Origin of the sequence: Ketobacter sp., assembly GCF_003671495.1 — a bacterium.
In the GTDB taxonomy this organism is placed as follows: Bacteria; Pseudomonadota; Gammaproteobacteria; order Pseudomonadales; family Ketobacteraceae; genus Ketobacter.
Genome location: NZ_RCHN01000013.1, coordinates 257,384 through 280,486, shown reverse-complemented (window position 1 = coordinate 280,486; position 23,103 = coordinate 257,384). Strand labels below are relative to the sequence as shown.

Annotated in this window: 22 protein-coding genes and 1 tRNA gene; 18 read left to right on the top strand and 5 right to left on the bottom strand. The window is 57.2% G+C overall.

The genetic code is table 11. The features are described from left to right. Positions 1-26: 26 nt before the first annotated feature. The 4 genes from D9N14_RS06110 (at position 27) to D9N14_RS06095 (ending at position 4,703) form a co-directional block, all read left to right on the top strand. Positions 27-1,583 carry a SulP family inorganic anion transporter gene (locus D9N14_RS06110; protein WP_290578033.1) on the top strand — a complete coding sequence of 519 codons (1,557 nt, stop codon included), beginning with the start codon at positions 27-29 and terminating at the stop codon, positions 1,581-1,583. A gap of 70 nt (positions 1,584-1,653) precedes the next feature. Beyond that, the gene (locus D9N14_RS06105) at positions 1,654-2,961 is read left to right on the top strand and encodes a sensor histidine kinase (RefSeq protein WP_290578031.1); all 1,308 of its coding nucleotides are present in this window, start codon (positions 1,654-1,656) and stop codon (positions 2,959-2,961) included. A 39-nt stretch (positions 2,962-3,000) separates the two neighbouring features. Further along, on the top strand, positions 3,001-3,585 hold the full coding sequence (locus tag D9N14_RS06100; RefSeq protein ID WP_290578028.1) for a response regulator transcription factor: 585 nt from the start codon (positions 3,001-3,003) through the stop codon (positions 3,583-3,585). 185 nt (positions 3,586-3,770) lie between these two features. Then, positions 3,771-4,703, top strand: coding sequence for a GGDEF domain-containing protein (locus tag D9N14_RS06095; RefSeq protein WP_290578026.1), 933 nt, complete (start codon positions 3,771-3,773; stop codon positions 4,701-4,703). Between the two features lie 28 nt (positions 4,704-4,731). Here the strand turns inward: D9N14_RS06095 and D9N14_RS06090 are convergent, their stop codons facing one another. Continuing rightward, the gene (locus D9N14_RS06090) at positions 4,732-6,423 is read right to left on the bottom strand and encodes an HAD family hydrolase (protein ID WP_290578024.1); all 1,692 of its coding nucleotides are present in this window, start codon (positions 6,421-6,423) and stop codon (positions 4,732-4,734) included. A gap of 329 nt (positions 6,424-6,752) precedes the next feature. Between D9N14_RS06090 and D9N14_RS06085 the strand changes: the two genes are divergently transcribed. From D9N14_RS06085 to D9N14_RS06075, 3 genes are read left to right on the top strand one after another with little or no spacing between them, the layout of a single operon-like run. After that, complete coding sequence (locus D9N14_RS06085) at positions 6,753-7,448, top strand: DUF6345 domain-containing protein (protein ID WP_290578022.1); 696 nt, start codon at positions 6,753-6,755, stop codon at positions 7,446-7,448. Between the two features lie 17 nt (positions 7,449-7,465). Then, a complete protein-coding gene (locus D9N14_RS06080; protein ID WP_290578020.1) occupies positions 7,466-8,470 on the top strand; it encodes a hypothetical protein in 1,005 nt (334 codons plus the stop codon). Then, on the top strand, positions 8,467-8,763 hold the full coding sequence (locus D9N14_RS06075) for a hypothetical protein (RefSeq protein ID WP_290578018.1): 297 nt from the start codon (positions 8,467-8,469) through the stop codon (positions 8,761-8,763). The genes D9N14_RS06080 and D9N14_RS06075 overlap by 4 nt, the downstream gene beginning before the upstream one ends. Before the next feature lie 76 nt (positions 8,764-8,839). Here the strand turns inward: D9N14_RS06075 and D9N14_RS06070 are convergent. Then, a tRNA-Arg gene (locus D9N14_RS06070) sits at positions 8,840-8,916 on the bottom strand. Between the two features lie 231 nt (positions 8,917-9,147). Here D9N14_RS06070 and D9N14_RS06065 point away from each other — a divergent pair. The 11 genes from D9N14_RS06065 to D9N14_RS06015 all read left to right on the top strand — a co-directional run bounded on the left by D9N14_RS06065 (position 9,148) and on the right by D9N14_RS06015 (position 20,651). Beyond that, entirely contained in the window at positions 9,148-9,678 is a 531-nt protein-coding gene (locus D9N14_RS06065; protein ID WP_290578016.1) for a DUF4136 domain-containing protein, read from the top strand. Positions 9,679-9,834: 156 nt separating this feature from the next. Beyond that, a complete protein-coding gene (locus tag D9N14_RS06060; RefSeq protein WP_290578014.1) occupies positions 9,835-10,305 on the top strand; it encodes a c-type cytochrome in 471 nt (156 codons plus the stop codon). Positions 10,306-10,445: 140 nt separating this feature from the next. After that, the gene (locus D9N14_RS06055; RefSeq protein WP_290578012.1) at positions 10,446-12,680 is read left to right on the top strand and encodes an ATP-binding protein; all 2,235 of its coding nucleotides are present in this window, start codon (positions 10,446-10,448) and stop codon (positions 12,678-12,680) included. A gap of 17 nt (positions 12,681-12,697) precedes the next feature. After that, positions 12,698-14,014, top strand: a complete 1,317-nt coding sequence (locus tag D9N14_RS06050) for a DUF1329 domain-containing protein (RefSeq protein WP_290578010.1) — start codon at positions 12,698-12,700, stop codon at positions 14,012-14,014. Positions 14,015-14,233: 219 nt separating this feature from the next. Next, positions 14,234-15,088 carry an urease accessory protein UreD gene (locus D9N14_RS06045; RefSeq protein ID WP_290578008.1) on the top strand — a complete coding sequence of 285 codons (855 nt, stop codon included), beginning with the start codon at positions 14,234-14,236 and terminating at the stop codon, positions 15,086-15,088. 23 nt (positions 15,089-15,111) lie between these two features. Continuing rightward, the gene (gene ureA / locus D9N14_RS06040) at positions 15,112-15,414 is read left to right on the top strand and encodes an urease subunit gamma (protein ID WP_290578006.1); all 303 of its coding nucleotides are present in this window, start codon (positions 15,112-15,114) and stop codon (positions 15,412-15,414) included. A 42-nt stretch (positions 15,415-15,456) separates the two neighbouring features. Then, positions 15,457-15,762, top strand: coding sequence for an urease subunit beta (locus D9N14_RS06035; RefSeq protein ID WP_290578004.1), 306 nt, complete (start codon positions 15,457-15,459; stop codon positions 15,760-15,762). After that, positions 15,762-17,465, top strand: coding sequence for an urease subunit alpha (gene ureC, locus D9N14_RS06030; RefSeq protein WP_290578002.1), 1,704 nt, complete (start codon positions 15,762-15,764; stop codon positions 17,463-17,465). The genes D9N14_RS06035 and ureC overlap by 1 nt, the downstream gene beginning before the upstream one ends. A 165-nt stretch (positions 17,466-17,630) precedes the next feature. Then, positions 17,631-18,149 (top strand): urease accessory protein UreE, encoded by a 519-nt coding sequence (ureE, locus tag D9N14_RS06025; protein ID WP_290578000.1) that lies wholly within the window; start codon positions 17,631-17,633, stop codon positions 18,147-18,149. Next, complete coding sequence (locus tag D9N14_RS06020) at positions 18,070-18,813, top strand: urease accessory protein UreF (RefSeq protein WP_290577998.1); 744 nt, start codon at positions 18,070-18,072, stop codon at positions 18,811-18,813. The genes ureE and D9N14_RS06020 overlap by 80 nt, the downstream gene beginning before the upstream one ends. A gap of 284 nt (positions 18,814-19,097) precedes the next feature. Continuing rightward, positions 19,098-20,651 carry a cytochrome-c peroxidase gene (locus D9N14_RS06015; RefSeq protein ID WP_290577996.1) on the top strand — a complete coding sequence of 518 codons (1,554 nt, stop codon included), beginning with the start codon at positions 19,098-19,100 and terminating at the stop codon, positions 20,649-20,651. An 85-nt stretch (positions 20,652-20,736) separates the two neighbouring features. On the opposite strand, the gene D9N14_RS06010 is transcribed toward D9N14_RS06015, so the two are convergent. The 3 genes from D9N14_RS06010 to D9N14_RS06000 form a co-directional block, all read right to left on the bottom strand. Next, positions 20,737-21,567, bottom strand: coding sequence for an HDOD domain-containing protein (locus D9N14_RS06010; RefSeq protein ID WP_290577994.1), 831 nt, complete (start codon positions 21,565-21,567; stop codon positions 20,737-20,739). Positions 21,568-21,697: 130 nt separating this feature from the next. Continuing rightward, entirely contained in the window at positions 21,698-22,288 is a 591-nt protein-coding gene (locus D9N14_RS06005) for a flavodoxin (protein WP_290577992.1), read from the bottom strand. 47 nt (positions 22,289-22,335) lie between these two features. Then, positions 22,336-23,013 carry an ankyrin repeat domain-containing protein gene (locus tag D9N14_RS06000; RefSeq protein WP_290577990.1) on the bottom strand — a complete coding sequence of 226 codons (678 nt, stop codon included), beginning with the start codon at positions 23,011-23,013 and terminating at the stop codon, positions 22,336-22,338. Between the last annotated feature and the right edge of the window lie 90 nt (positions 23,014-23,103).

The window sequence follows — 23,103 nt, the reverse complement described above, 5'->3', positions numbered from 1 at the left end:
ATGAGAGCTGTAGTTGAGAGAGCACTATGTTTGAATTGAAGGCAAACACTGTCCAGAGTGTGAAAAATGATGTGCTGTCCGGGTTTACCGTCGCCCTGGCGCTGGTGCCGGAAGCCGTGGCGTTTGCCTTTGTGGCCGGTGTGGAACCGCTGGTGGGTCTGTATGCGGCGTTTATGGTGGGCTTGATCACGGCCGTATTTGGCGGCCGGCCGGGGATGATTTCCGGTGCCACCGGCGCCCTGGCGGTGGTGATGGTGGCCCTGGTGGCGCAGCACGGGGTGGAATACCTGTTCGCCACCGTGGTGTTGATGGGTTTGCTACAAATGACCGCCGGCGTGCTGAAATTGGGCAAGTTCATACGCATGGTGCCGCATCCGGTGATGCTGGGGTTCGTCAACGGCCTGGCCATTGTGATTTTCCTGGCCCAGCTCAGCCAGTTCGGGGTGGCCGGTGAAACCGGCTGGCTGCAGGGTACGGCCCTGCAGGGCAGTGTGGTGGACGTGGCCTGGCTGGAAACCGGAGATCTGGCACGCATGCTGGGGCTGGTGGCCCTCACCATGGGCATTATCTTCTTCCTGCCGAAATTGACCCGGGCCATTCCCTCGTCCCTGGCCGCCATTCTGGTGGTGAGCGGGTTGGTGATCGGCTTTGGCCTGGACACCCGGGTGGTGGGGGATGTGGCCGGTATCGCCGGAGGCCTGCCGCAGTTCCATATTCCCACGGTGCCGTTCAACCTGGAAACCCTGCGCATCATTCTGCCTTATTCCATTATTCTGGCGGCCATCGGCCTGATTGAATCCCTGCTTACCCTGCGCCTGGTGGATGAGATCACCCAGACCCACGGCAACGGCAACCGGGAGTGTGTGGGCCAGGGCCTGGCCAATACCGTAACCGGCCTGTTCGGTGGCATGGGCGGTTGCGCCATGATTGGCCAGAGCATGATTAACGTGAATTCCGGAGGGCGCGGTCGCCTGTCCGGCATTGTGGCTGCCCTCAGTCTGCTGGCGTTCATTCTGGTGGGATCTGCCTGGATCGAGAAAATTCCCCTGGCGGCGCTCGTGGGCGTGATGTTCATGGTGGTGCTGGGCACCTTTGAATGGAGCAGCTTCCGCATCATCAACAAGATTCCCCGCAGCGATGCCTTTGTGCTGGTGCTGGTGTCGGCGGTGACCGTGGTCACCGACCTGGCGATGGCTGTGGTGGTGGGGGTCATCGTGTCGGCCCTGGTCTTCGCCTGGAACAACGCCAAGCAAATCCGGGTGCAGCGGGAGGAACACGGTACATCCCAGTATTATCGGGTCAGTGGCCCGTTGTTCTTCGGTTCCACCACCGCGTTCCTTACCCAGTTCTCGGTGGCGGAGGATAAGAACGACGTCATCATTGATTTCGCGGCGTCGAAAGTCTGTGACCATTCCGGCCTGGAAGCCATCGACACCCTGGCGGAGCGTTACCTGAAGTCCGGCAAGACCCTGCACCTGTTGCACCTGAGCGCTGACTGCAAGCAATTGCTGAAAAAAGCCGGCAACCTGGTGGAAGTCAACGTGATTGAAGATCCTCGCTACCTGGTCCCAGTGGTGGATTAAGCCCAGCTTGATATACTCCCTACAGCACGGGATTCCAGCCCGGCGCCATTAGTGGAGCAAGCAACGAAAAATGATGCAGCTGCCAACCAGCCCGTTACCGGGCAGCGGCGCCCGTTACCTGCTGTGGTATAACGGTGCCCTCACACTGATCATGACCCTGGCGGCGTGGCTGATGGGCCTGCAGGGCTTTCAATTGCCTGCTGCCATCCTCTGGAGTGCCGTGGCGGGGCAGCTGCTGCTGACCGGGCTGTGTACCCTTTTCTCAGCGCAGCTGCAGTCCACCACCGGGATGGCCTTTCTGGTGATCCTGCTGGTTTCCATGTTCAATCTGGCGCTGTATCTGTTTGCCAGTGGCGGTCACACCAATCCGGTGATTTCCCTTCTGCTGCTGCCCCTGGCGTTGAGTGCGGTGAGTTTGCGGCCCTGGCAGACGCTGCTGCTGGCACTGGTGGTGGTCTTGCTGTACACCCTGCTGACGCACTACTACCAGCCCCTGTCGCAGCCTGATCCGGGCCCTGTTCATCATGCTGGCGGGCACACCGCCGATAATCACCAGGGGTTTATGCAGCTGCACTTGCTGGGTATGTGGTTGACCTTTGCCATCTCGGCACTGTTGATCTGCCTGCTGGTGATTCCCCTGGCGGGTTCGGTGCGCCAGCAGCAGCACCTGATTGCCCGCCAGCGGGAAAAGATGCTGCAGGATGAGCAGCTGGTGGCACTGGCCACCTTCGCCGCCAGTTCCGCCCACAAGATGGGCACACCCCTGTCCACCCTGTCGGTATTGGTGGATGATTTCAGGGAACTGGTGCAGGGGCGGCCGGAGTGGGCCCAGGATCGGGAATTGATGGCGCAGCAAATCCAGCTGTGCAAGACCATTCTTCAGGAAATGATGCAGCGGGCAGAGCATTTGCGTCACAATGTGCCGCAACCGATCGCCGTGAAGGCGCTGTTGCAGCAGGTGCGGGAACAATTCAATCTGCTGCATCCCCGCTTTGCGCTGAAGGTGATGAATCCCGATATTGCCGGCAGTGTCATGGCCGATGGAACCCTGGAGCAGGCATTGCTCAACCTGTTGGATAATGCGGTACGGGCCGGTGATCATTGCCCTGTGTTGCGAGCGATGGTGGAGGGCGCTCAGCTGCGGCTGGAAATCGAAGACATCGGGCCGGGGATTCCCCAGCGCATCCAACAACAATTGGGGCAGCCGGTGGTGTCCAGCCGTAAGGATGGCATGGGCTTGGGGTTGTTTCTGTCCCACGCTACGGTGGAACGTCTGGGTGGCACATTGAGTTTGCACACCCGTGAGCAAAGCACTGAACAGGATAGTCAGAAACCGGGTACCATCATCCGTGTGCATCTGCCGCTGCTGGGCAGTTGAGATTAACCGACAATAACAAACGAAGATTGAGGTCGAGCTTTGGAAGCAACGTCGCAGCAACGATCGCAACAAGCAGCACAACAAGCAGCGCAACAAGCCTACAGTGTGCTGTTGGTGGATGACGATCCGGTATTCCTGCAGACGCTCTGCCGTTCCCTGCAGCGTAAAGGCCTGCAGGTGCACGCGGTTGAGACCGGCGTTGATGCAATCGACCACTTGCAGCGTGAGTATTACGATCTGGTGTTGCTGGACCTGAATCTGGCGGGGGAAAGCGGTCTGGCATTGCTGCAGGAAATCAAACGCCAGTGGCGCGATCAGCGCGTGGTGATGCTGACGGCTTATGCCAGTATTGCCACCGCCGTGGAAGCCATCAAGCAGGGTGCCGACAATTACCTGTGCAAGCCGGTGAACAGCACTGAGGTGATGGCCCTGTTTGACAGCGATGGGGACGCAGCCACCGTCACCATGGAAGACACACCGCTGAGTGTGGAGCGGTTGGAGTGGGAGCACCTGCAAAAAGTCCTCATGGATCATGACGGTAATATCTCGGCCACCGCCCGCGCACTGAATATGCATCGCCGTACCCTGCAACGTAAACTGCAAAAACGTCCGGCTGCCAAATAATCCTTTCCCGTATTTACAAAATCCTTTTCCAAACTACAAGCGGATGTCTCCGGGGGGAATAAAAAGGCGGCTCTGGCCCGCCTGTTACGGGGTTCCACAAGCTGGCACGAATATTTAATAGCGAATAGCAAGCAGAGACATTGACACACCTGTTCCGCCTCTGCATGACAGCCGGGAGATGCCTGATGAACTCAGTGGAGACAAAACCCAGAATTCTGGTGGTGGACGATGACCCTGCCTGCGTTGAACTGTTGCTGCAGTTGCTAAGCTTCGAAACCGTGACGGTGCGGGCGGCCCATAATGGAGAGGAGGCCTTGGCCATCCTGGCACAGTGGGTGCCGGATCTGGTGCTGCTGGATGTGACGCTGCCGGGCATGAATGGCTACGAAGTCTGCCACCAACTGCAGCAGTCGCCCCGCACCCGGGACGTGGGCGTGTTGTTTCTCACCGGTATGGATGATGTCACGGATGAGGAGAGGGGCCTGCAGCTCGGCGCGCTGGATTACATCACCAAGCCCTTTCAATTCGGAACGTTGCGGGCCCGGATTCGAAACCATCTGGCATTGCAACTGAAAACCAGGCAGTTGGAATCCCAGGCACAAACCGATGCCTTGACGCGAATTCCCAATCGGCGCTGTTTTGAATCGGCGTTGGAGCAGGAATGGTATCGCTGTGCCCGTCACGGTCGTCCGATTTCTGTAATGATGGTGGACGTGGATTTCTTCAAACAGTTCAATGATCACTATGGTCACCCGATGGGGGACGCGTGCCTGCAGCAAGTGGCGGCCATCTTGGACCAGGGTTTGAACCGGGCGACGGATCTGGTGGCAAGAATCGGCGGTGAGGAGTTTGCCGTGTTGTTGCCGGAAGCGGATGAGGCAGACCTGTTCATGCTCGCCGAGCAGATCCGGCGGCGGGTGGAATCCGCCGGCATACCGCACCCGTCCGGTCATGCAGCCGGTGTGGTGACCGTGAGCATTGGCTGTTGCGCCATGTTACCGGAGTTGGGTCAGTCCCTGGATACCCTGATGCTGAGTGCCGACAATAATCTGTACACCGCCAAAGCCCTGGGTCGCAACCAGGTGGTGGTGGCCTGCGGTGACAGCGGTCTGTCGTAATGATGTAGGAATAGACAGTGATGCAGACTCAGGTGTGGCTGCGCAAACAGGCCAGCACCAAGGCCCAGAACTCCGAGAAATCATTGACCACCACATCCGGTTTGTAAGGGTAACGTTCGTTGCCCGGAAAAATGGTGTGCAGCCAGTTCAGATCCCATTGGGCACCGTTGAAAAACACTCCGGTGAAGCCGCCGACTTTGGCGGCGATGATGTCGGTAGTGCTGTCCCCCACGTACCAGATGTCCGTGGCGGGCGTGCGCCCCAGTTGTGCCGCAGACTCAATCAACTGATCGGGATGGGGTTTGCGGTTCACCGTATCGTCGCCGCACACCATGGTGTCAAACAGGTTTGCCCAGGTGCCTTCCTCCACCGCCTGAATCTCATGCTCAAAGAATTCCCGATCCCGGTTGGTAATGACGCCCAGCCTGATGCCCAGGGCTCTCAGGCTTAACAAAACGCTGCGGACCTTGGGTTCAAATGGCAGCACGGTACCGAAGTGATTGCGGTAGTGCTGGTTGAAAATTTTATGGGCAATCTTCTTTGCCTCCTGGTCATCACCGAACAGCACTTCGAAAATGTCTGTGCGGGAGATCTTGCGGTCGGCCTTGATCTTGGGGTGGAGCTGGGCAAAGTCCCTTACGTATTCCACCAGTTTCGCATCGTCCGGGGACTTGCTTTGCTTCGGGTCAACGATGCGATGCAGCAGATCATGCTGCTCCAGCTCCGGCAACATGTCATCCACCGCCCGATACATGGCGTCCAGGGTGTCCACCAGGGTGGCGTGCCAGTCGAACAGGATGATCGCAGGAGGCGTCAGCCGTGCCACCGAGGGGTGCCAGTCCGGTTCGATGTGCTGGGGCGGTGGCTCCGGTGGTGGGAAAGCCGGAGGCCGCGCTTTGCTGACGATTTTTTCAAAGGCCTCGGGATGATTGCGCTGGACTTCCTCCAGCAGATCCATCAGTTCTTCCAGGCTGTTGATGATGGCATCCGGTGTATAGCGCGGGTCATCGGCAAACAGCGCCTCTAGTTCCTCCGGGCTGCGGCAGCCGCCGTTGTAGAACAGGGCAGTGACACCGGCTTCCCGCGCGGTCACCACGTCCAGGTAACTGTCGCCGATGTACCAGGTTTCTGGTCGTGGATAGGTGTCGATCTGGGCCAGGGCATAACGAATCACCTGGGGATCGGGTTTGTAATAGGTGACGTCATCGGCGCAGATGGAAAGATCCACCAGTCGGGGCCAGGCCCCGTCATCCACCGTGCGCAGTTCGTGTTGAAAAAACTCACGGCTGCGATTGGTGGCCACGCCTACTGTAATGCCCAGGCGCTTTAATGACGAAAGATATTCCCGCACGCCTTTCTGAAAGGGCTTTACTTTGCCGAAGTGGTTGCGATAGCAGCGATTATAGGCCCGGTGTGCCAGGTGTTTGGCTTCGGTGTCAGCACCAAAAATGGCATTGAATATTTCTGTTCTCGACACCCGCCGCTCCGCCAAAATTTTGGGGTGCAGGCGGCGGAACAGGCGCATGTATCGCACCAGCTTCACGTCGTCCTGGGTGTGGCACTTTTCTTCCGGCTGCAGACGTTCGATTAAATGCAGGTCTTCCATCTGCGGCAGCATTTCTTCCAGCGCCGCGATCATGGCGTCCTGGGTGTCCACCAGGGTGCCATGCCAGTCGAACAGGATGTGCTTGGGTACGGGTAGGTTGGGCAAGGTGGTCACACCGGCTCCTGCAGGCAATCGGCCTCTTATGCGTATAGGTTCATGAGTATAGGATAGTTTGGTATTGAAAGTAATAGTGGCTGCCTTGGATTGGCAGTGCTTCCGCTTTGCCGTCTGCAAAGGTCACTTGAGTTTATTCGATAACTGTGCGCGTTCGCATGGGATGCGTGATTTTACAAATTTTGTGTAAAACAAACGGCTTATTGGGAGTGAAAAAGTCACTGAGGGAAGCAACCGGGTTCTCTACCATTGGCTGCGTAACGAAATGCAGATTGTGATTTAGGTTAAGGGTGCTTGCGTTACATGGAATTTATCTAAAGGAGAACTCAATGAATAAACTGAACAAGGCTGTTGTACTCGCAGCAATAGCCACCCTGTCTTCTGGTGCAGCATTGGCAGTGGATCGCGAGGAAGGCGGTTACGCTGGAACAACGGACGAAGGCCATGACACTGTGGTCTACAACTTCTTGAAGCACTTCAACTATCAGCAGTACTACTATTCTTATCAACATCAGTGGAGCTGGAATAATAACAATCGGGTGGATGCCATGGACTTCGCGATCTTCGCCGGACATGGTAATCGCTGGTTGATCGCGGGGCTGGATGGTTCCGTCGACTTGAGCTCGGCGGGTTCCTCCAGTCATCGCGGTTATGGCGATCTGGATGCGGAGTTTGTTGCCTTCGAATCCTGCTACGTGGTGCCGAGCCCCATTGAAGTCAGCGACTGGTACTCCAACTGGACCAGCGAAAGTGATGATGTGTTTGATGGCCTGCATCAGGCGTTGGGTTTTCACACCGTCAGCTGGCAATCCACCGACCAGAAAATAACGAACTACTTTGGGCCCCGTATTCGTGACGGTTATGCTGTATGGCAATCCTGGTTTGATGCCATTAACGCCAAAGGTCGTAGCGATGAGCATGGGTCAGCAGTGATGCATCCCAGCGCGGATGGCGATACCTATGCCTCGTTCGTCAGCGATCCGGTGGAAACCCATTCCAGTCTTCGTCTTTGGTACCAGTATTAAGAAAAGGAATTTCAATCATGAACAATCAACACAATCGTAAACTGTCAATGTTGGCGGCGGCCCTGTGTATGGTAGCCTCCGGCCTGGTGTCTGCAGCTAAAGTGGAAGGCTTGGACAAGCTGGAACGTATGGGCGAATACCAGGTGCCTCTGGCCACCTATCATGCGGCCAAACCCAGTCGTGCCCATCTGGCCCAGGTCAGCAAAACCGCTGCCCACCTGTCCGAGCTGAATGAGATTCGCCTGAATCAGGAGAACGCCTTCAAACTGGGCGCCAATCGCATCGGCTACAGCAGCGATGCGGATCCTTCTGCCTCCTTCGAAGTGGATAGCCTCACCGGAAACTTTATGTTCAACGGTGGCCTGAAAAAGTATCGGGAGGACGCGTCCACTCCGGATCTGCCATCGGAGGGCGAAGCAGTGGAGTTGTCCCAGCGCTGGCTGCAGGAAATGGGTTTGGCACCGAAGGGCGAGGCGTTGCAGATTGCCCATGTGGGTGGCCTCAACATGTCCGCCTCCGACGGCAAAACCGGTTCAGTGATCTATGAGAAATTGAAAACCGTACGCTTCAGCCGGGTGCTGGGTGGACTGCCGGTGGACGGTGATGCCCGCATCATCATGCACCTGGGGGAAAGTGGCAAGCCGGCTGGTATGGTCTACCAATGGCCCGCCATCGGCGCCGTGCAGAAGCTCAGCAGCCGTGAACTGATGCCCGCCGAAAAGCTGCAGTCCCAGGCCCGCGATAAAGTCGAAGCCGCCGCAAAGAAAGCGCTCAGCGCCCAACTGAAGGCCGTGGACCTGGTGCTGTATGATGATGGTCTGGGGGTTATGGAACCGGCCTATCATGTGGTGGTGGAGCGTTATTTCGATTACGGTGACAAAGAGCCGGTGATGATCCCCTTCGACTTTTATGTGCCCACCACCATTGAACCGCAGGCCTTTTATCCCTACATGGAAGTAGCGGAGCTGGCACCCAAGGACGGTCGCGACGAGCGGGCCATCAAAAATAACGGCGATGAGTGATTGTCAGTAACTCCAGCGTAAGTCACACCAGGGAAGGCGTAAAAGGGGTGGTCGATGCACCCCTTTTTTTTGCTTTGACCTGTCTGCTTTTGTTGCCCGTCTTTCAGCCATCACTTCAAACCACGCTGTACCTCTCACTGCTGCCATTAAGGAATGCGTTTGATTGTTATGCTTGTGCGGTACAGCCGCTTGAGAAAGCGAATGGCAGCCGCATTAAGGTCATCACCGTAAACAAGGCGTTGGCAGAAGAGTGTTCAGAAGGGCCAGTGGAACTATTTATCGTGTTATCGTGAACGCGGTTCCAGGAAGCGCCCTAGATCCCATCAAAGCTGAGCTTGAAAGCAGCCTGCAATGAACGTTGCAGTAAAATGGCGCGCCCGGAGAGATTCGAACTCCCGACCAAGTGGTTCGAAGCCACCTACTCTATCCAGCTGAGCTACGGGCGCGTATCGACATCAGAATCTGATGAAAGAACCGGCTTTAGACGCTAATTCCCTGATTTTGTTCAGAAAATTGATCTTTCAGCCTGATCAAGACCGCCATTATACAGGGCAATTCCCCCGAAACTCAATGCACCCCGGCAAAATTCGTCAGCGGGCTCGGTATTCGTGTTTTCAGTGGATTATCAATTCAGTATGCTGGTGAGTATTCATCCTCTGAAAGAAAGGAAAGACACCATGTTCAGACTGATATGGGTTGGGATCGCGGTGGCGGTCACGTTGTTGACTGGCTGCGCACAAAAATTAGCCAATTATGATTATGATCCGAAGTTCAACTTCACCGGTTACCAGCGCTACGCTCTGCAGCAGAGCGACAAGCAGACCTATCAATCCCTGGACAGCAGCCGCATCGAGGCGGCCATCAAACAACAGTTGAGCGGCCGCTATCAGCTGGTGGAGCCGGCCCAGGCGGATTTTGTAATGCATTATTACCTGCAGGCGGAACACAAGGTGGACCAGTCCGGGGTCAGTTTTGGGTTCGGGGTCGGGGTGGCCAGCAATGTGGGGGTGGGTGTGAGCACCAGCCCGCCGGCCAAGCAGAAAACCGAGGGCCAGTTGGTATTGGAAGCGGTGGATAGCGCCAGCCAGCAAATGGTGTGGGTGGCCAAGGGCACCCGCAACCTGAAGGACAGCATGAACCCCACCCAGCGGGACTATCTGGTGAACGACGTGGTGCAGGAAATGCTGGCCAACTTCCCGCCCAAGTAGGGCCCGTGCGCCGATTCCTGGACAATGCCCTTACAATGATTCCGTTTTAGGGGTAACTAACGGTATACTTGCGGCCTTCCATGATTTGTAACCGTTTCGAGCGGGGCTGAAGCGTCGCGAAGCATTCTGTAGAGAGGACACGATAAGATGGGCAAAATGAAGCAAGCCATTGTTTCTTTGGCAGTATTTTTGAGTTTGGGGATGTCTGGCCAGGCCTTGGCCTCGAAATTGGTGGACCAATCCGGCAGCGATGAACCCATCGGAACCCGTTCCATTTTAAGCCCTGCCAAGATTGATGCCCGCACCCAGCCGGCCGCCAAAGTCTGCCTGCAGGGTGAAGACTGCGGTTCCGCTGCGGTGGTGGCCGATGCCGGTGCAGAAGCCAAGAAAACCCCGGAAGACCTGTACAACACCACCTGTGCCGCCTGTCATGGTACGGGTGCGGCCGGTGCCCCCAAGACCGGAGACGCCGCAGCCTGGACTGCTCGAATCGCCCAGGGTAACGAGACGCTGTACAACCATGCGATCAATGGTCTCAACATGATGCCCCCCCGCGGCACCTGTGCGGCCTGCTCCGACGATGACATCAAGGCCATCGTGGACTACATGGTAAGCAAATCCCAATAAGGGGCCTGCCCCGCGGAAAGCCCTGCCGAGTGCCTCGGCGGGGCTTTTTTTTGTCCTGTAAAAAAGCAGAAATTTGTTAGTAAAGCCGCTATATTTGAAGAGATATTACCCTAAAATCAATTAGCTACAGGATGCTCTATTTGTATCGTCTGGACGGCCGAGTCTTATTGCCCACCCGAATTGGCCTGTTGTCACTGTTTCTGGTCGTGCCGCTGCTGTTGCTGTTGATTCAATTGATTTACGGCGGTGAGGAGCGCATTGCTGCCATCGACCGCAAATTGAAGGGCGTTAACGATATCCGGGTGTTGCAGGGCATGGTGGACCTGGCGGAGCGGCTGCGGGACCTGAGCGTCATCGTGGTGTATGACCGCTCCGAGGAGTTGGAATCCGAGTATGAGCGCCAGCGCCTGGAGTTGCTCAATTCGGTGATGCTGCTGGAAAAGGACGTGGTGTTCAGCCAGGACAATCCCATCATGGAGCTGACCTATCCCCGCATTATCAAACAGATTCGCCGGGTGCGCCCGGTGCTGGGGGCGGAGCTGTACACCCCGGATGTGGCTTTCCGTGAACACCAGCCCCTGGTGGAAACCCTGCAGCAGATCCAGTTCCGGCTGGCGGACCAGGGCGGGTTGTTCAGTGACCGCAATGACGCCTCCCTCAACCTCACCTATCTGGCCCTGGACGAATTCAGCGACCTGACCACGGACCTGGGGCGGGCCCGCTCCTATGGCAGCCTGTACCTGCGCATTGGCCATGTGCCCTCCGACGGGGTGGACAGCCTGGAGCGGATCTATGAGCGCCTGGTGCTGCAGCACGACCGCCTCAATATCCGGGTCAATCAATTGCTCAAGAACCACGCCGCGCTGGCGGAGAAGCCACCGTTCAATAGTGTGCCCTGGAACCTGTTGCAGGATGCCGCCCAGACCCTGGATGACAAGGTGATCCAGTCGGCGGACCTGGACACACCCTGGCGCCAGTTTTACCAGAATGTCAGTGCCTATGTGGTGACCGCCTCCATCTATCGTGACCAGATCCTGTCCCTGCTGCAGGAGCAGTATCAGCTGGAGCGCAGGGAAGCGACCGCGCAACAGAAGTGGACCCTGGGCGGGATGGGGTTACTGGTGCTGGTCTATGCGTTCATCTATGTGATGGATTTGCGGGAGGCCTCGGCGCGGCAAAAAGAACGCCAGGAGAAAGAGGCGGCCGAGGCGGCGGACCGTGCCAAGAGCCAGTTCCTGGCCACCATGAGCCATGAGATCCGGACCCCCATCAACGGGGTGCTGGGCATGGTGGAGCTGCTCTCGGACACGCCGCTGAACGAAGAGCAGAAGAATTACCTGATGGCGCTGCGCAGTTCCGGGCAGACCCTGTTGGCGGTGATCAATGATGTGCTGGATTATTCCAAGATCGAAGCCGGCAAATTGCAGATCGACAATACGGTGTTTGATCTGCGCCAATCGGTGAACGAAGCCCTGACCCTGTTCAAGCCCCTGTTCCGGCAGAAAGGCCTGGAGCTCAATATCTCGTTTGAAAAGTCTGTGCCCACCCTGGTGAACTGTGATCCCCAGCGTCTGCGCCAGATACTGATGAATCTGGTGGGCAACGGCCTCAAGTTTACTGAGCAGGGCTCGGTGAATGTGCGGCTGTCGGTAAAGAACACCGGCGAAAAATGTTTTCTGTACGGCGTGGTGCGGGATACGGGTATCGGCATGGACAGTCATCAGCAGACCGAGCTGTTCAAGCAGTTTTCCCAAGCCAACCGTTCCATCTCCCGGCGTTATGGTGGTACCGGCCTGGGCTTGGCCATCTGCCAGCGTTTGTGTCGTCTGATGGGGGGTGAAATCGGCGTCAGCAGCAAGCAGGGCAGTGGCACCAGCTTTTGGTTTACGGTGGAACTGCAGAGTATTGATGAGGCACGGCTATCCGGTTTTGAGGCGGCGGAGCCCTCTGCGCGGGATGAACATTTTCGCAGCGAGCTGAAGGGCCGTCGTATGCTGGTGGCAGAGGACAACAAGGTCAACCAGATGGTGATCCAGGGCATGCTGAAAAAAGCCGGGGTGACCGTGGATGTGGTGGAGAACGGGCTGCAGGCTTATCAGAAGGTGGTGGAAGAAGGCCAGCGCTACGATTGTATTCTGATGGATTGGGAAATGCCGGAGTGGGATGGCATCACCGCCGCGCGCCGTATTCTCAGCTGGGAGCGACGCAAGGGGCGGCCGGAATCCCTGATCGTTGCACTCACCGCCCATGTCTTGTCAGACTACGAGGCCCAGGCCACCGAGGTGGGCATGAAAGGGTTTCTGAAAAAGCCCATCGAACGGGAAGCCCTGTTCGCAAACCTGATTGTGTTATTGAAAGAACAACAAGGACAGTAGCAATAAGGACTACCTCTATGATGCGGTTTTCTTGCGGCGCGATACTCTGTGTGCTGCTCAGCTGGCCGGTGCAGGCCGCCACCCTGGGTCAGGATCTAACGCCGGTGGGGGCGGAGCGGGCGGGCAATCAGGATGGTTCCATTCCCCCCTGGAATGCGGATGAGCTGAGTGACCAGGAGCACCTGCAATGGATGCAGCGGATCACCGCAGAGGCACCGCTCTACACCATTACCGCTGAGACCATGGAACCGTATCGGGAGTGGCTGGCACCGGGTCTGCAAAAACTGTTTGAACTGCATCCGGAGACGTTCAATATGCCGGTGTACAGCACCCACCGAACGGCACGCCAGCCACGATGGACTTACCCTAATATTGAGCGCAACCTTGCGGATGCCCGCATCAGCGACAGCGGCGACGAGTTGCTCGTGGCCTGGCCGGGCACGCCGTTCCCGATCCCCAAGTCGCCCCATGAAATCATCTGGAATCACCAGACCCGCTGGAAAGGGGTGTTCATCTCACTGCATTTGTTCGAAAACACGGTTTATCCCAATTCCCTGGTGGATTCCCTCGAAACCACCATCGAAACCTATGCGGCCTATTACAATCCCCATCGGCAAAGCTCCCTGCTGAACAAGCGCAACCTGTTTTATTTTTCCCACATCCTGGGGCCCGCCCGGTTGGCCGGTGGCGGCTTATTGATTCACGACACCCTGCAACCGATTCAGCGACCGCGCCAGTCGTGGATCTACATTACTGGCGAGCGCCGGATGCGCCGGTCGCCGGCTCTGGGCTATGACTCCCCCCTGTTCAACTCTGAAGGCCTGCGGGTGGCGGATGAAATCGATATCTTCAACGGGCCCCTGGATCGCTATGAGTGGACCCTGTTGGGCAAGCGGGAAATGCTGATTCCCTATAACAACCAGAAAATGCGTTACAACCGCTGTGACGATCCCCAGGCGCTGACGCCTTACCACCTATCACCCCATGCCATGCGTTTTGAGAAGCACCGGGTCTGGGTGGTGGAGGCCAGGCTCAAGGCCGATGCCCGTCACATTTACCCGCGGCGCACGTTTTATATTGATGAGGACACCTGGAGCATCGTGCTGGTGGACATCTACGACAAGCATGATGAGCTGTGGCGGTTCACCATGCGCTTTTCTGCATATTACGAAGAGATGCCGGGGATGTTTTCCTCCCTGGATGCCTATCATGACCTGAAGGAAGGGGCCTATTTCATGCAGTGCAGTGCCGGAGAGGGCACCCGGTTTTACAGCGAGCCGCCGCCGGACGGTTACTTCAGCCCGGCCAGCATTCGCAAACGCATGAAGCGCTAGGGGCAGAGCGGTGCTTGATGCATGATGGTGCGTGGTGCACCATATGAAGGATCTGGTTGGTGGATAATCAGAGGGGAACCAAGCCGGAGCGGCTGCATCAGGGGGAATGGATTTTGCTTTTCAAAGCCCACTCCTATATATAAAGCAACACAATACAGAACGTTATCTTGAACGCTAATCCAGTGCAGAAGCACAATCCAGTCAGCAGAGGCCTATTGCATGAATGCCATTGCGACCCCGGTTCAGGCCGGGTGGTCAGCAACCCTTTCCCTGGAATTTGAGCGGCGGGGGCCCCGTACCGCCCTGGTCCGCAACCGGCACGATGGGCCCCTGCGGGTGCAGCGCCCCTTTTATCCCGAACCCCAGGGCCAGGCCCACGCTTATATCCTGCATCCGCCGGGTGGCATTGTGGCCGGCGACAGCCTGACCATTGATACTGCTGTTGGCACCGCTGCCCACGCTCTGGTGACGACACCTTCCGCCGGAAGGGTCTACTGTTCCAACCGCCAGCGCCTGCTGCAAACCCAGCAGGTGACGATGACCGTGGCCAGTGGCGGGTTTGGGGAGTGGCTGCCCCAGGAGAACATCGTCTTCAATGATGCCCGGGCCATCAATCGCACCCGCATCCATTTGCAACCAGGCGCCCGCTTTATCGGCTGGGAGATCACCTGCCTGGGCCGGCCCGCCTCTGCTGAGCTGTTTGTGGCCGGTTCGCTGCAGCAGCATTTTGAGGTGACCCTGGAAAACCGCCCCATACTGTTGGAGAAGAGCCGCTTTGACGGTGGCTGCGCCCTGCTGGCGGAGCGCTGGGGTTTGAACGGCCGGCCGGCCCTGGCCACCATGGTGTGTACCTTGCAGGACCAGGCCGCCGAGCAGGCGTTGCGGGATCTGTGTGAGCAACACCGCAATGATAGATTTGAGATCGAGGTGACGCAGCTGCCCCAGCTGCTGATTCTGCGGGCCCAGGCCGGGCAGGCGGAGCCGATCAAGAAAGCGTTTTTTGCGGCCTGGCACCTGCTGCGTCGCACAATGTTACAGGCCGAGGCGGTGGCGCCTCGTATCTGGTTTACCTGATCGAACTGACACGGGAATAGAACATGGAACTGACACCACGGGAAAAAGACAAGCTGCTGCTGTTCAGTGCGGCGCAACTGGCGGAGCGGCGTAAAGCCCGCGGCCTGAAACTCAATTATCCGGAAGCAGTGGCGCTGATTTCCTTTGAAATCATTGAAGGGGCGCGGGACGGTAAAACCGTGGCGGAGCTGATGGATTACGGCCGCACCCTGCTCACCCGCGACGATGTGATGGAAGGGGTGGCCGAGATGATACATGACGTGCAGGTGGAAGCCACTTTTCCCGACGGAACCAAACTGGTCACCGTACACGACCCGATTGTCTGAAGACACCAGAGTATAACGAGCCAGAGTTTAAGGAGCCGATCCATGATTCCAGGTGAACTGATTACCGAGCCGGGCGAGCTGGAGCTGAACGCCGGGCTGCCCACTGTTACGGTGACCGTTGCCAACACCGGCGACCGTCCCATCCAGGTGGGTTCCCACTACCATTTTTATGAAACCAATGGCGCGCTGGATTTCGACCGGGAAAAAACCCGGGGCTATCGCCTGGACATTGCCGCCGGCACAGCCGTGCGCTTTGAACCGGGGCAAAGCCGGGAGGTGACGTTGGTGCAATACGCCGGTGATAAAACCGTGTATGGCTTCCGTGGCATGGTGATGGGGAAACTGTAATGGCGAAGATTGATCGACGTGCCTATGGCGAAATGTTTGGCCCCACGGTGGGGGATCGGTTGCGCCTGGGCGACACCGAACTCTTTATTGAAGTGGAAAAGGATTACGCCATTTATGGCGATGAAGTGAAATTCGGCGGTGGCAAAGTCATTCGTGATGGTATGGGGCAATCCCAGCGCCTGCGCAGTGAGTCGGTGGACACCGTGATCACCAACGCGGTGATCCTGGATTACTGGGGGATTGTCAAAGCGGATGTGGGCATCAAGGATGGGCGCATCGTGGCCATCGGCAAGGCCGGTAACCCGGATGTGCAGCAGGGTGTCACCATCGTGGTGGGACCGGGCACGGAAGTGATCGCCGGTGAGGGCCAGATTCTCACGGCCGGAGGTATCGACGCCCACATTCACTTCATCTGTCCGCAACAAATCGAAGAAGCGCTGATGTCCGGCGTCACCACCATGATTGGTGGTGGCACCGGCCCTGCCACCGGCACCAATGCCACCACCTGTACTCCAGGCGCCTGGCACATTGAACAAATGCTGAAAGCCGCAGAAGGCCTGCCCATGAACCTGGGGTTCCTGGGCAAGGGCAATGCGTCGTTGCCGGGTCCATTGGAAGAGCAGGTGGTGGCCGGTGCCCTGGGTTTGAAGTTGCACGAAGACTGGGGTACCACGCCTGCGGCCATCGACAACTGCCTGGACGTGGCGGAAAAGTACGATGTGCAGGTGGCCATTCACACGGATACCCTGAACGAATCCGGTTTTGTGGAAGACACCGTCGCGGCGTTCAAAGGCCGCACCATTCACACCTATCACACGGAAGGCGCTGGCGGTGGTCACGCGCCGGATATCATCAAGGTGTGTGGTGAGGACAACGTGTTGCCGTCCTCCACCAACCCCACCCGTCCCTACACGGTGAATACCATCGACGAACACCTGGACATGTTGATGGTGTGTCATCATTTGGATTCCGGCATACCTGAAGACGTGGCCTTTGCGGATTCCCGCATTCGCCGCGAAACCATCGCGGCCGAAGACATCCTCCATGACTTGGGCGCCTTCGCCATGATTTCCTCCGACTCCCAGGCCATGGGGCGGGTGGGGGAAGTGGTGTGTCGCACCTGGCAGACCGCGCACAAGATGAAAGTACAGCGGGGGCCTTTGGACCCGGACAGTGATCGCCACGATAACTTCCGTGCCAAACGTTACATCGCCAAGTACACCATCAACCCGGCCATCACCCATGGTATTGCCCATGAGGTGGGATCAGTGGAAGTGGGCAAATGGGCGGATCTGGTGTTGTGGAAACCCGCATTTTTCGGGGTGAAACCGTCCCTGATCATCAAGGGCGGTGCCATTGCGGCGGCACCCATGGGGGACCCCAATGCCTCAATTCCCACGCCTCAACCGGTGCACTATCGTATGATGTTCGGTGCCTTTGGCCGTTCGGTGCTGGATACGAATTTGACCTTTGTATCACAGGCTGCGCTGGATAATGATATCGGTACCCGTCTGGGGTTGCAGCGCAAACTGGTGGCAGTGCAGGGTTGTCGCTCGGTGCAGAAGAGCAGTCTGATTCTGAACGATTACCAACCCAATATCACGGTGGATGCGCAGACCTATGAAGTGCGCGCTGACGGTGTGCTGCTGACCTGTGAGCCGGCTAAGGAATTGCCGTTGGCGCAGCGGTATTTTTTGTTTTAGTGACGCTTTGTTGTAAAGAAAGTGGCACGATAGATCAGGGGAAGCGGGGTGGAGAATCGGGAACGTCAGCGGCCATGGACGGCCGCTGTCGAGCGCACAGGGATGTGCTTGTAGCGATTCCCGGTTCTCCACCCCGCTTCCCTTACACCAGAGTAAAACGACAACATGATTAAAGTATGTGAATTTGCCGCCGATGCAGCGGCCTCTACACCAACCTCTACACCAGCCCAATTAACCGTGCGCCTGCCGTTTGATGAGCGTAAGAAAAGCCGCCTGAAGACCGCGGCAGAAAACGGTGAGCCACTGGGCTTTATGCTGCCCCGCGGCCATATCCTGCGGGACGGCACCAGACTCCTGGATGAGAGCGGCCGGGTGATAGAAGTGAAAGCGGCAGATGAAACCGTCAGCACCGTGTCCAGCGACAATGCCCACTTGGTGATGCGGGCGGCGTACCATCTGGGTAACCGTCATGTGCCCCTGCAGATTGGCGACGGCTGGTTGCGGTACCAGCACGATCATGTGTTGGATGCCATGGTGATTGGCCTGGGTCTGACGGTGACCGTGGAGGATGCACCGTTCGAGCCGGAAGACGGCGCCTACGCCGGTGGCCATTCCCATTCCCATGGTGATGGCCATGCTCACGGCCATGATCACGAACCTGGCCATCACCACCATGAACATTGATCAGCTGCAATTGCTGCAGCTGTTGCAGCTCACCAGTCCTTCCCTTCCCATCGGCGGCTTTTCCTGGTCCCAGGGCACCGAAACCGCCATCGAGCAGGGTTGGTTGCAAGGGGAAGCCGACTATGCCCGGTGGCTGGAAGGCATCATTGGTTCGGCCTTTGTGAATCAGGAGTGGCCGTTGCTGCGTAAGTTGCAGCAAGCCTGGCAGATGCAGGATCTGGAGCAGGTCCGGTACTGGAATCAATACGCGCTGGCGCTGCGGGAAACCAAAGAGCTGCACCTGGAAGACACCCAGATGGGGGCTGCGTTGCTGCGCCTGATGCGCGACCTGGATTATGCACGCGCGGCACTCTGGTCGGAACCAGGCACCAGCTACCTGACGGCCTTTGCCATGGCGGCCACGGAGAAAAAGATCCCACTGGACGCGGCCGCCATTGGTTTGGCCTGGAGCTGGTTGGAGAATCAGATTGCCGCCGCGCTGAAAACCTTCCCCATGGGGCAGACCGCCGGGCAAAGAATTTTCCATCACATTGCACCGCTCCTTCCGGATTTGCTGCAACAATCCATGACGGTGCAAGACGAGGATATTGGGTGCTCACTGCCGGGTGTGGTCCTGGCGAGCATGCAACACGAGCGGCAGTACAGTCGGCTGTTTCGTTCGTAATAACGTAAATGATATTCCTTTGCTTTTGATATCCCATCTTGTCTATGGCGTGCGTAATTGCCCGCGCGTGTGAACCAGGCGATGCACGACCAATATTTTGATTAAGGTTCGTTCAGGTTTTTCTGTGCTGGCGTCGAATCTTTTGACAACCGTGCGCTGAAATTTTTTTCTGCGCGGAATAGGCTTCTGAAAAAACAACAAATTTAGTTTTTGGTACAGCATCTGCTAAGTGTTGCGTGGGTAATTCTGCCCAAATGGGGATATATCATAGAGGAGTAATCGAGATGTTGAGAAAACACTCGTTACGTCGCACCATTTCTGTCTTGAATTTTTTACTTATCGCATCACTTACTTCCACCACAACCTACTCTGAACTCAGTTCTTCCGAAGTGGACTTCGAATTGAAGCTGCTGGGGAAGTACATTTTCTTCGACAAGATCTCCAGGCCCAGCCGGATGGCCTGTGCGACCTGTCATGATCCCGATACCGGTGGTACCGGCAGCATTTCGGGGGTAAACCTGCATCAGGTTGCGATTACCGGTGCCGACCCGCACACTACCGGTGCATTAAAGCCGCCAACCAATGCATACGCCAGCCTGGTGCCGCCTTTTCATGAGTGTGGTTTGGGGGGTGTTCGCATAGGAGGTTTTCCAACCGGCGCGGGATATTGTGGCGGCAATTTCTGGAATGGCCGTGCAGAGGGTGCTGACAGTCCGGTACTGCCCGGTGCAACCAAGCACATCGGAGTGGAGGTGTTTCAGGGAGCGGACCCGGGTAATCCTATTTGGAACTATGCGATCTACTTCGGTGGCACCTCAGACCAGGCGCTAAACCCGATGCCGAATCCCGTTGAGCAGAACATTGAGCGTCAGGCGGTCTGTGAGCATGTGGCCAATGCCAAATATGCGGAGCTGTATGAAATTGCCTGGGGGGAAACCATTGACTGCAGCGAGGACGAAGTTTCGATTGTAGGGGCGGATGTGAGCTCTGAAACCAAATTCGACATCAGCTTCAAGCGGATGATGCTGGCGATTGGGGCCTGGCAGAGCTCTGCTGACCTGAACTCGTTCAGTTCCAGGCGGGATGTGGCGTTGCGTCAGGAATTGGCCTGTTTTGATGCCGAGTATGCAGAGTATTACGATGCCGCTGTGTGCAAGCATGCAGACTACCTGACGTCACCGGGGCGTTTCCCGCTGGTTGGCCTCACTGATCAGGAAAACCTTGGGCATGATCTGTTCTACAATACCAATTTCCCGCCCATTCCCGGTCGACAGCCTCCGCGTACTGATCTGCCCACCACCAACTGCTCTTTCTGCCACCTGAGCGAATCCAGCAGTCCGGATGGGACCGGTGTCTTTGAGCGTTACACTGACGATGCCTACCACAATATCGGAATTCCTGTGAATCCGTTGCTGCCCGCAGACCCCGACCCCGGCATCGCCGGCCACGCTGAACAAAGTCCGTTGGTGGATGTGGGCGGCTTCAGAACGCCCACATTGCGCAACGTGGATAAACGCAAGGGCAAGGGGTTTACCAAAGCCTATGGCCACAATGGCTGGTTCAAAAGCCTGGAGAGTATTGTGCACTTTTACAATACGGGTAAATCCAAGCCGTTCTGCGAGTCGGTCATACCCTATCCCGGACCTTTTTCAGAAAAGGATGCTTTGGCGTTTGACTGCTGGCCGGAACCGGAGTGGCCCCAGACGGTTGCCACCCCGTTGCTGGTGGGCGCACTGGGCATGTCCCCGGATCAGGAGGCTGCCCTCGTCGCTTACCTGAAGACACTCACCGACCAGGAGACAGCTACACCTCCCAAACCCTATAAGAGCCAAAAATAGGGTGGCTGTGGTGACCGCGTTGGCGTGAACGCGGTCGCCGTGACGTTTAAACAGGGCCCCTGAGTGGGGCCCTGACGATTCAAGATCAGGCCGCCAGCATCTCATCAATATCGTCTTCGGTCTGAGCCAGCTGTTCCAGTTGTTCAAACAGTTTGAAACTGTTCAGCGCCAATGCTGAGGTGAGCTGGTCCGGCAGCTCGGATACGATGGTTTTGGGATCAATGTCGTCGTCCAGACGCTGCAGGATGTTGTGCGCCAGGGCGATGATCGCAGCATAGGGCGTAAAGGGGGATGCCTGCAGCGGGGCTTCCTGATGGCGCAGCGCAGTGGTGATGATTTCCGGAAATTTCCAGGATTCTGCCAGGCGCGCGCCTACATGATTGTGGTTGTACCCCAGCTTGGCGTTTTCCGCATTGATCTGGCTGTTGCCGTTTGCCACCATGGACTCAATGGTTTTCATGGTGTCCGTTTGCACCAGATACATCAACGGTAGTCCGATCTTGTGCAACATGCCGCAGGTGAAGGCAATCTCGGGGTCGCAACCGCTGGCATTGCGGGCGATCAGTTTGCTCAGATTGGCCACCATGAAACTGTCGTGCCAGAATCCGCGCATGTCCAGCCCGGGAATGTTTTTCACCGCGCTGGTAACGCCAGAGGCGATGACCAGTGTACGCAAGGCATCGCTCCCCAGCATAATCACCGCTGAATCCAGGGAAGCCACCTTGCGCCCGGCGCCATAACGCACTGAATTGGCAAGCCGCAACACCTTGGCGGCAATGGCCGGATCACTCTGGATGCTGCGGGATATGCTCTCGGCGTTGGCGGTGTGGCTGCTGAAATTGGCGATCAGCTCCTGCACAACATGGGGAATGCTGGGCAGCTCATAAATCCGTTTGATTACATCTTCCACCGGCATGCTGTTCTCCTTAACGTGGATCCCGGTACAGGGTCAGTGGGAGAAGTATAGTTGCCGATCCAGCCGGGCCACCCCTTTGTTTTACCGCTGCTGATCACAAATTCTGATAAGGGGTATTCCGGTTATGCCTTCAGGCCGTTGCGCCCTGCAGGTTGTCCGCTGCCTGTGACGAGGTGAGTGTTTCCAGCAGCAACGGCTTGACCTGTTCCACCCAGGTCCGCAGGCGTTCTTCCGTGTGCATCCCCTGGGTGCGTTGATCAATCACCAGGCCGACGAAGCGACCCTCTACCACTGAGGCCGAGTGCTCAAACGTGTAGCCGTCGGTACTCCAGTCACCCACCATATCGGCACCCAGATTTTTGAAGAGGGTGTACAGTGCCATGAGGGAGCTGGCAAAGCGGTCAGCATAACGTTCCTGGGCGCCCAGCCCGAAAAAAGCGATCCGTTTTCCCGTCAGATCCGGTTGGCCGAATTGCGCGAGAAACTCTTCCCAGTTGCGTTCCAGGCAACCGGCACTGAGACCGGGAATATCCCCGACGCCATAACTGGGAGTGCCCAGGATCAACGCGTCATACTGCAACAGGTCTGCGGCCTGTATACGGTTAACGTTGACAGGTTTGTCCGCCAGATCCGCCCCCAGCAATTTGTGGATTTTCTTGGCGATCAGGCGGGTGGTTCCGGTTTCTGTTCCAAAGAAAATGCCGATTTTGCCGTTACTCATGGGCGGGTCTCCTCTTTCCTCTTCTGCGGATTCTGCGTCTGTGGGCATCATGCGGTGGCGGACTGGCTTTTCAGGTAGCGCAGAATCTCAAGGTTGGACGCCAGATCCAGTGCGCTGTAGTCGTCATGATTGGTGAGGTCCAGCGCGGCACCGGCTTCCACCAGCAATTCCACTGCGTCGGTTTTTCCCGCTGACGCGGCGTACATCAGCACGCTGACACCGTCCGGATTCTGATGGTCGATATTGGCGCCGGCTTCCAGCAATTCGTGCATGAGGGTCAGGTGGTCACCGTAACAGGCAGCCCACAAGGCGGTATTGCCGGAGCCGTCACAGGCTTCCAGGTTGGTGCCGGATTGCAGTAACTGGCGTACCATCGTCAGATCGCCACTGCGTGCCGCCTGAATCAGCGACGCGTCACCGCTGCCGCTGAGTTTTTTCCAGGCAGTGAATCCACCCTGCAGGCTGTAACAGCGCTTAAAACCGGCCCGACCGAGAATCGCGGCCATATCCTTGCTGCTGTTGCCATGGTAGCAGTACACCAGCACCGGCCGTTCGAACTGCCCGCTGTTGATCAGGTGCTCGGTGAGCTGCTCGTGCCCGCGCATGGCACCATCAATGTGCTGTTCCTTGTAGGAATGGGGGTCCCTGACATCGATGATAAGCGGGTTGTCGGTCATGATGAGTGACTGGGCCTGGAGCGGGCTGATCTCGCTGAAATACGACATGCTGATGTTTCCTTCTGGCAGTAGAACCCATGTGATTGCAGGAATTGATCCAAGCAGGGCCATGTCGTAAACAGCTGAATTTATTGCGCT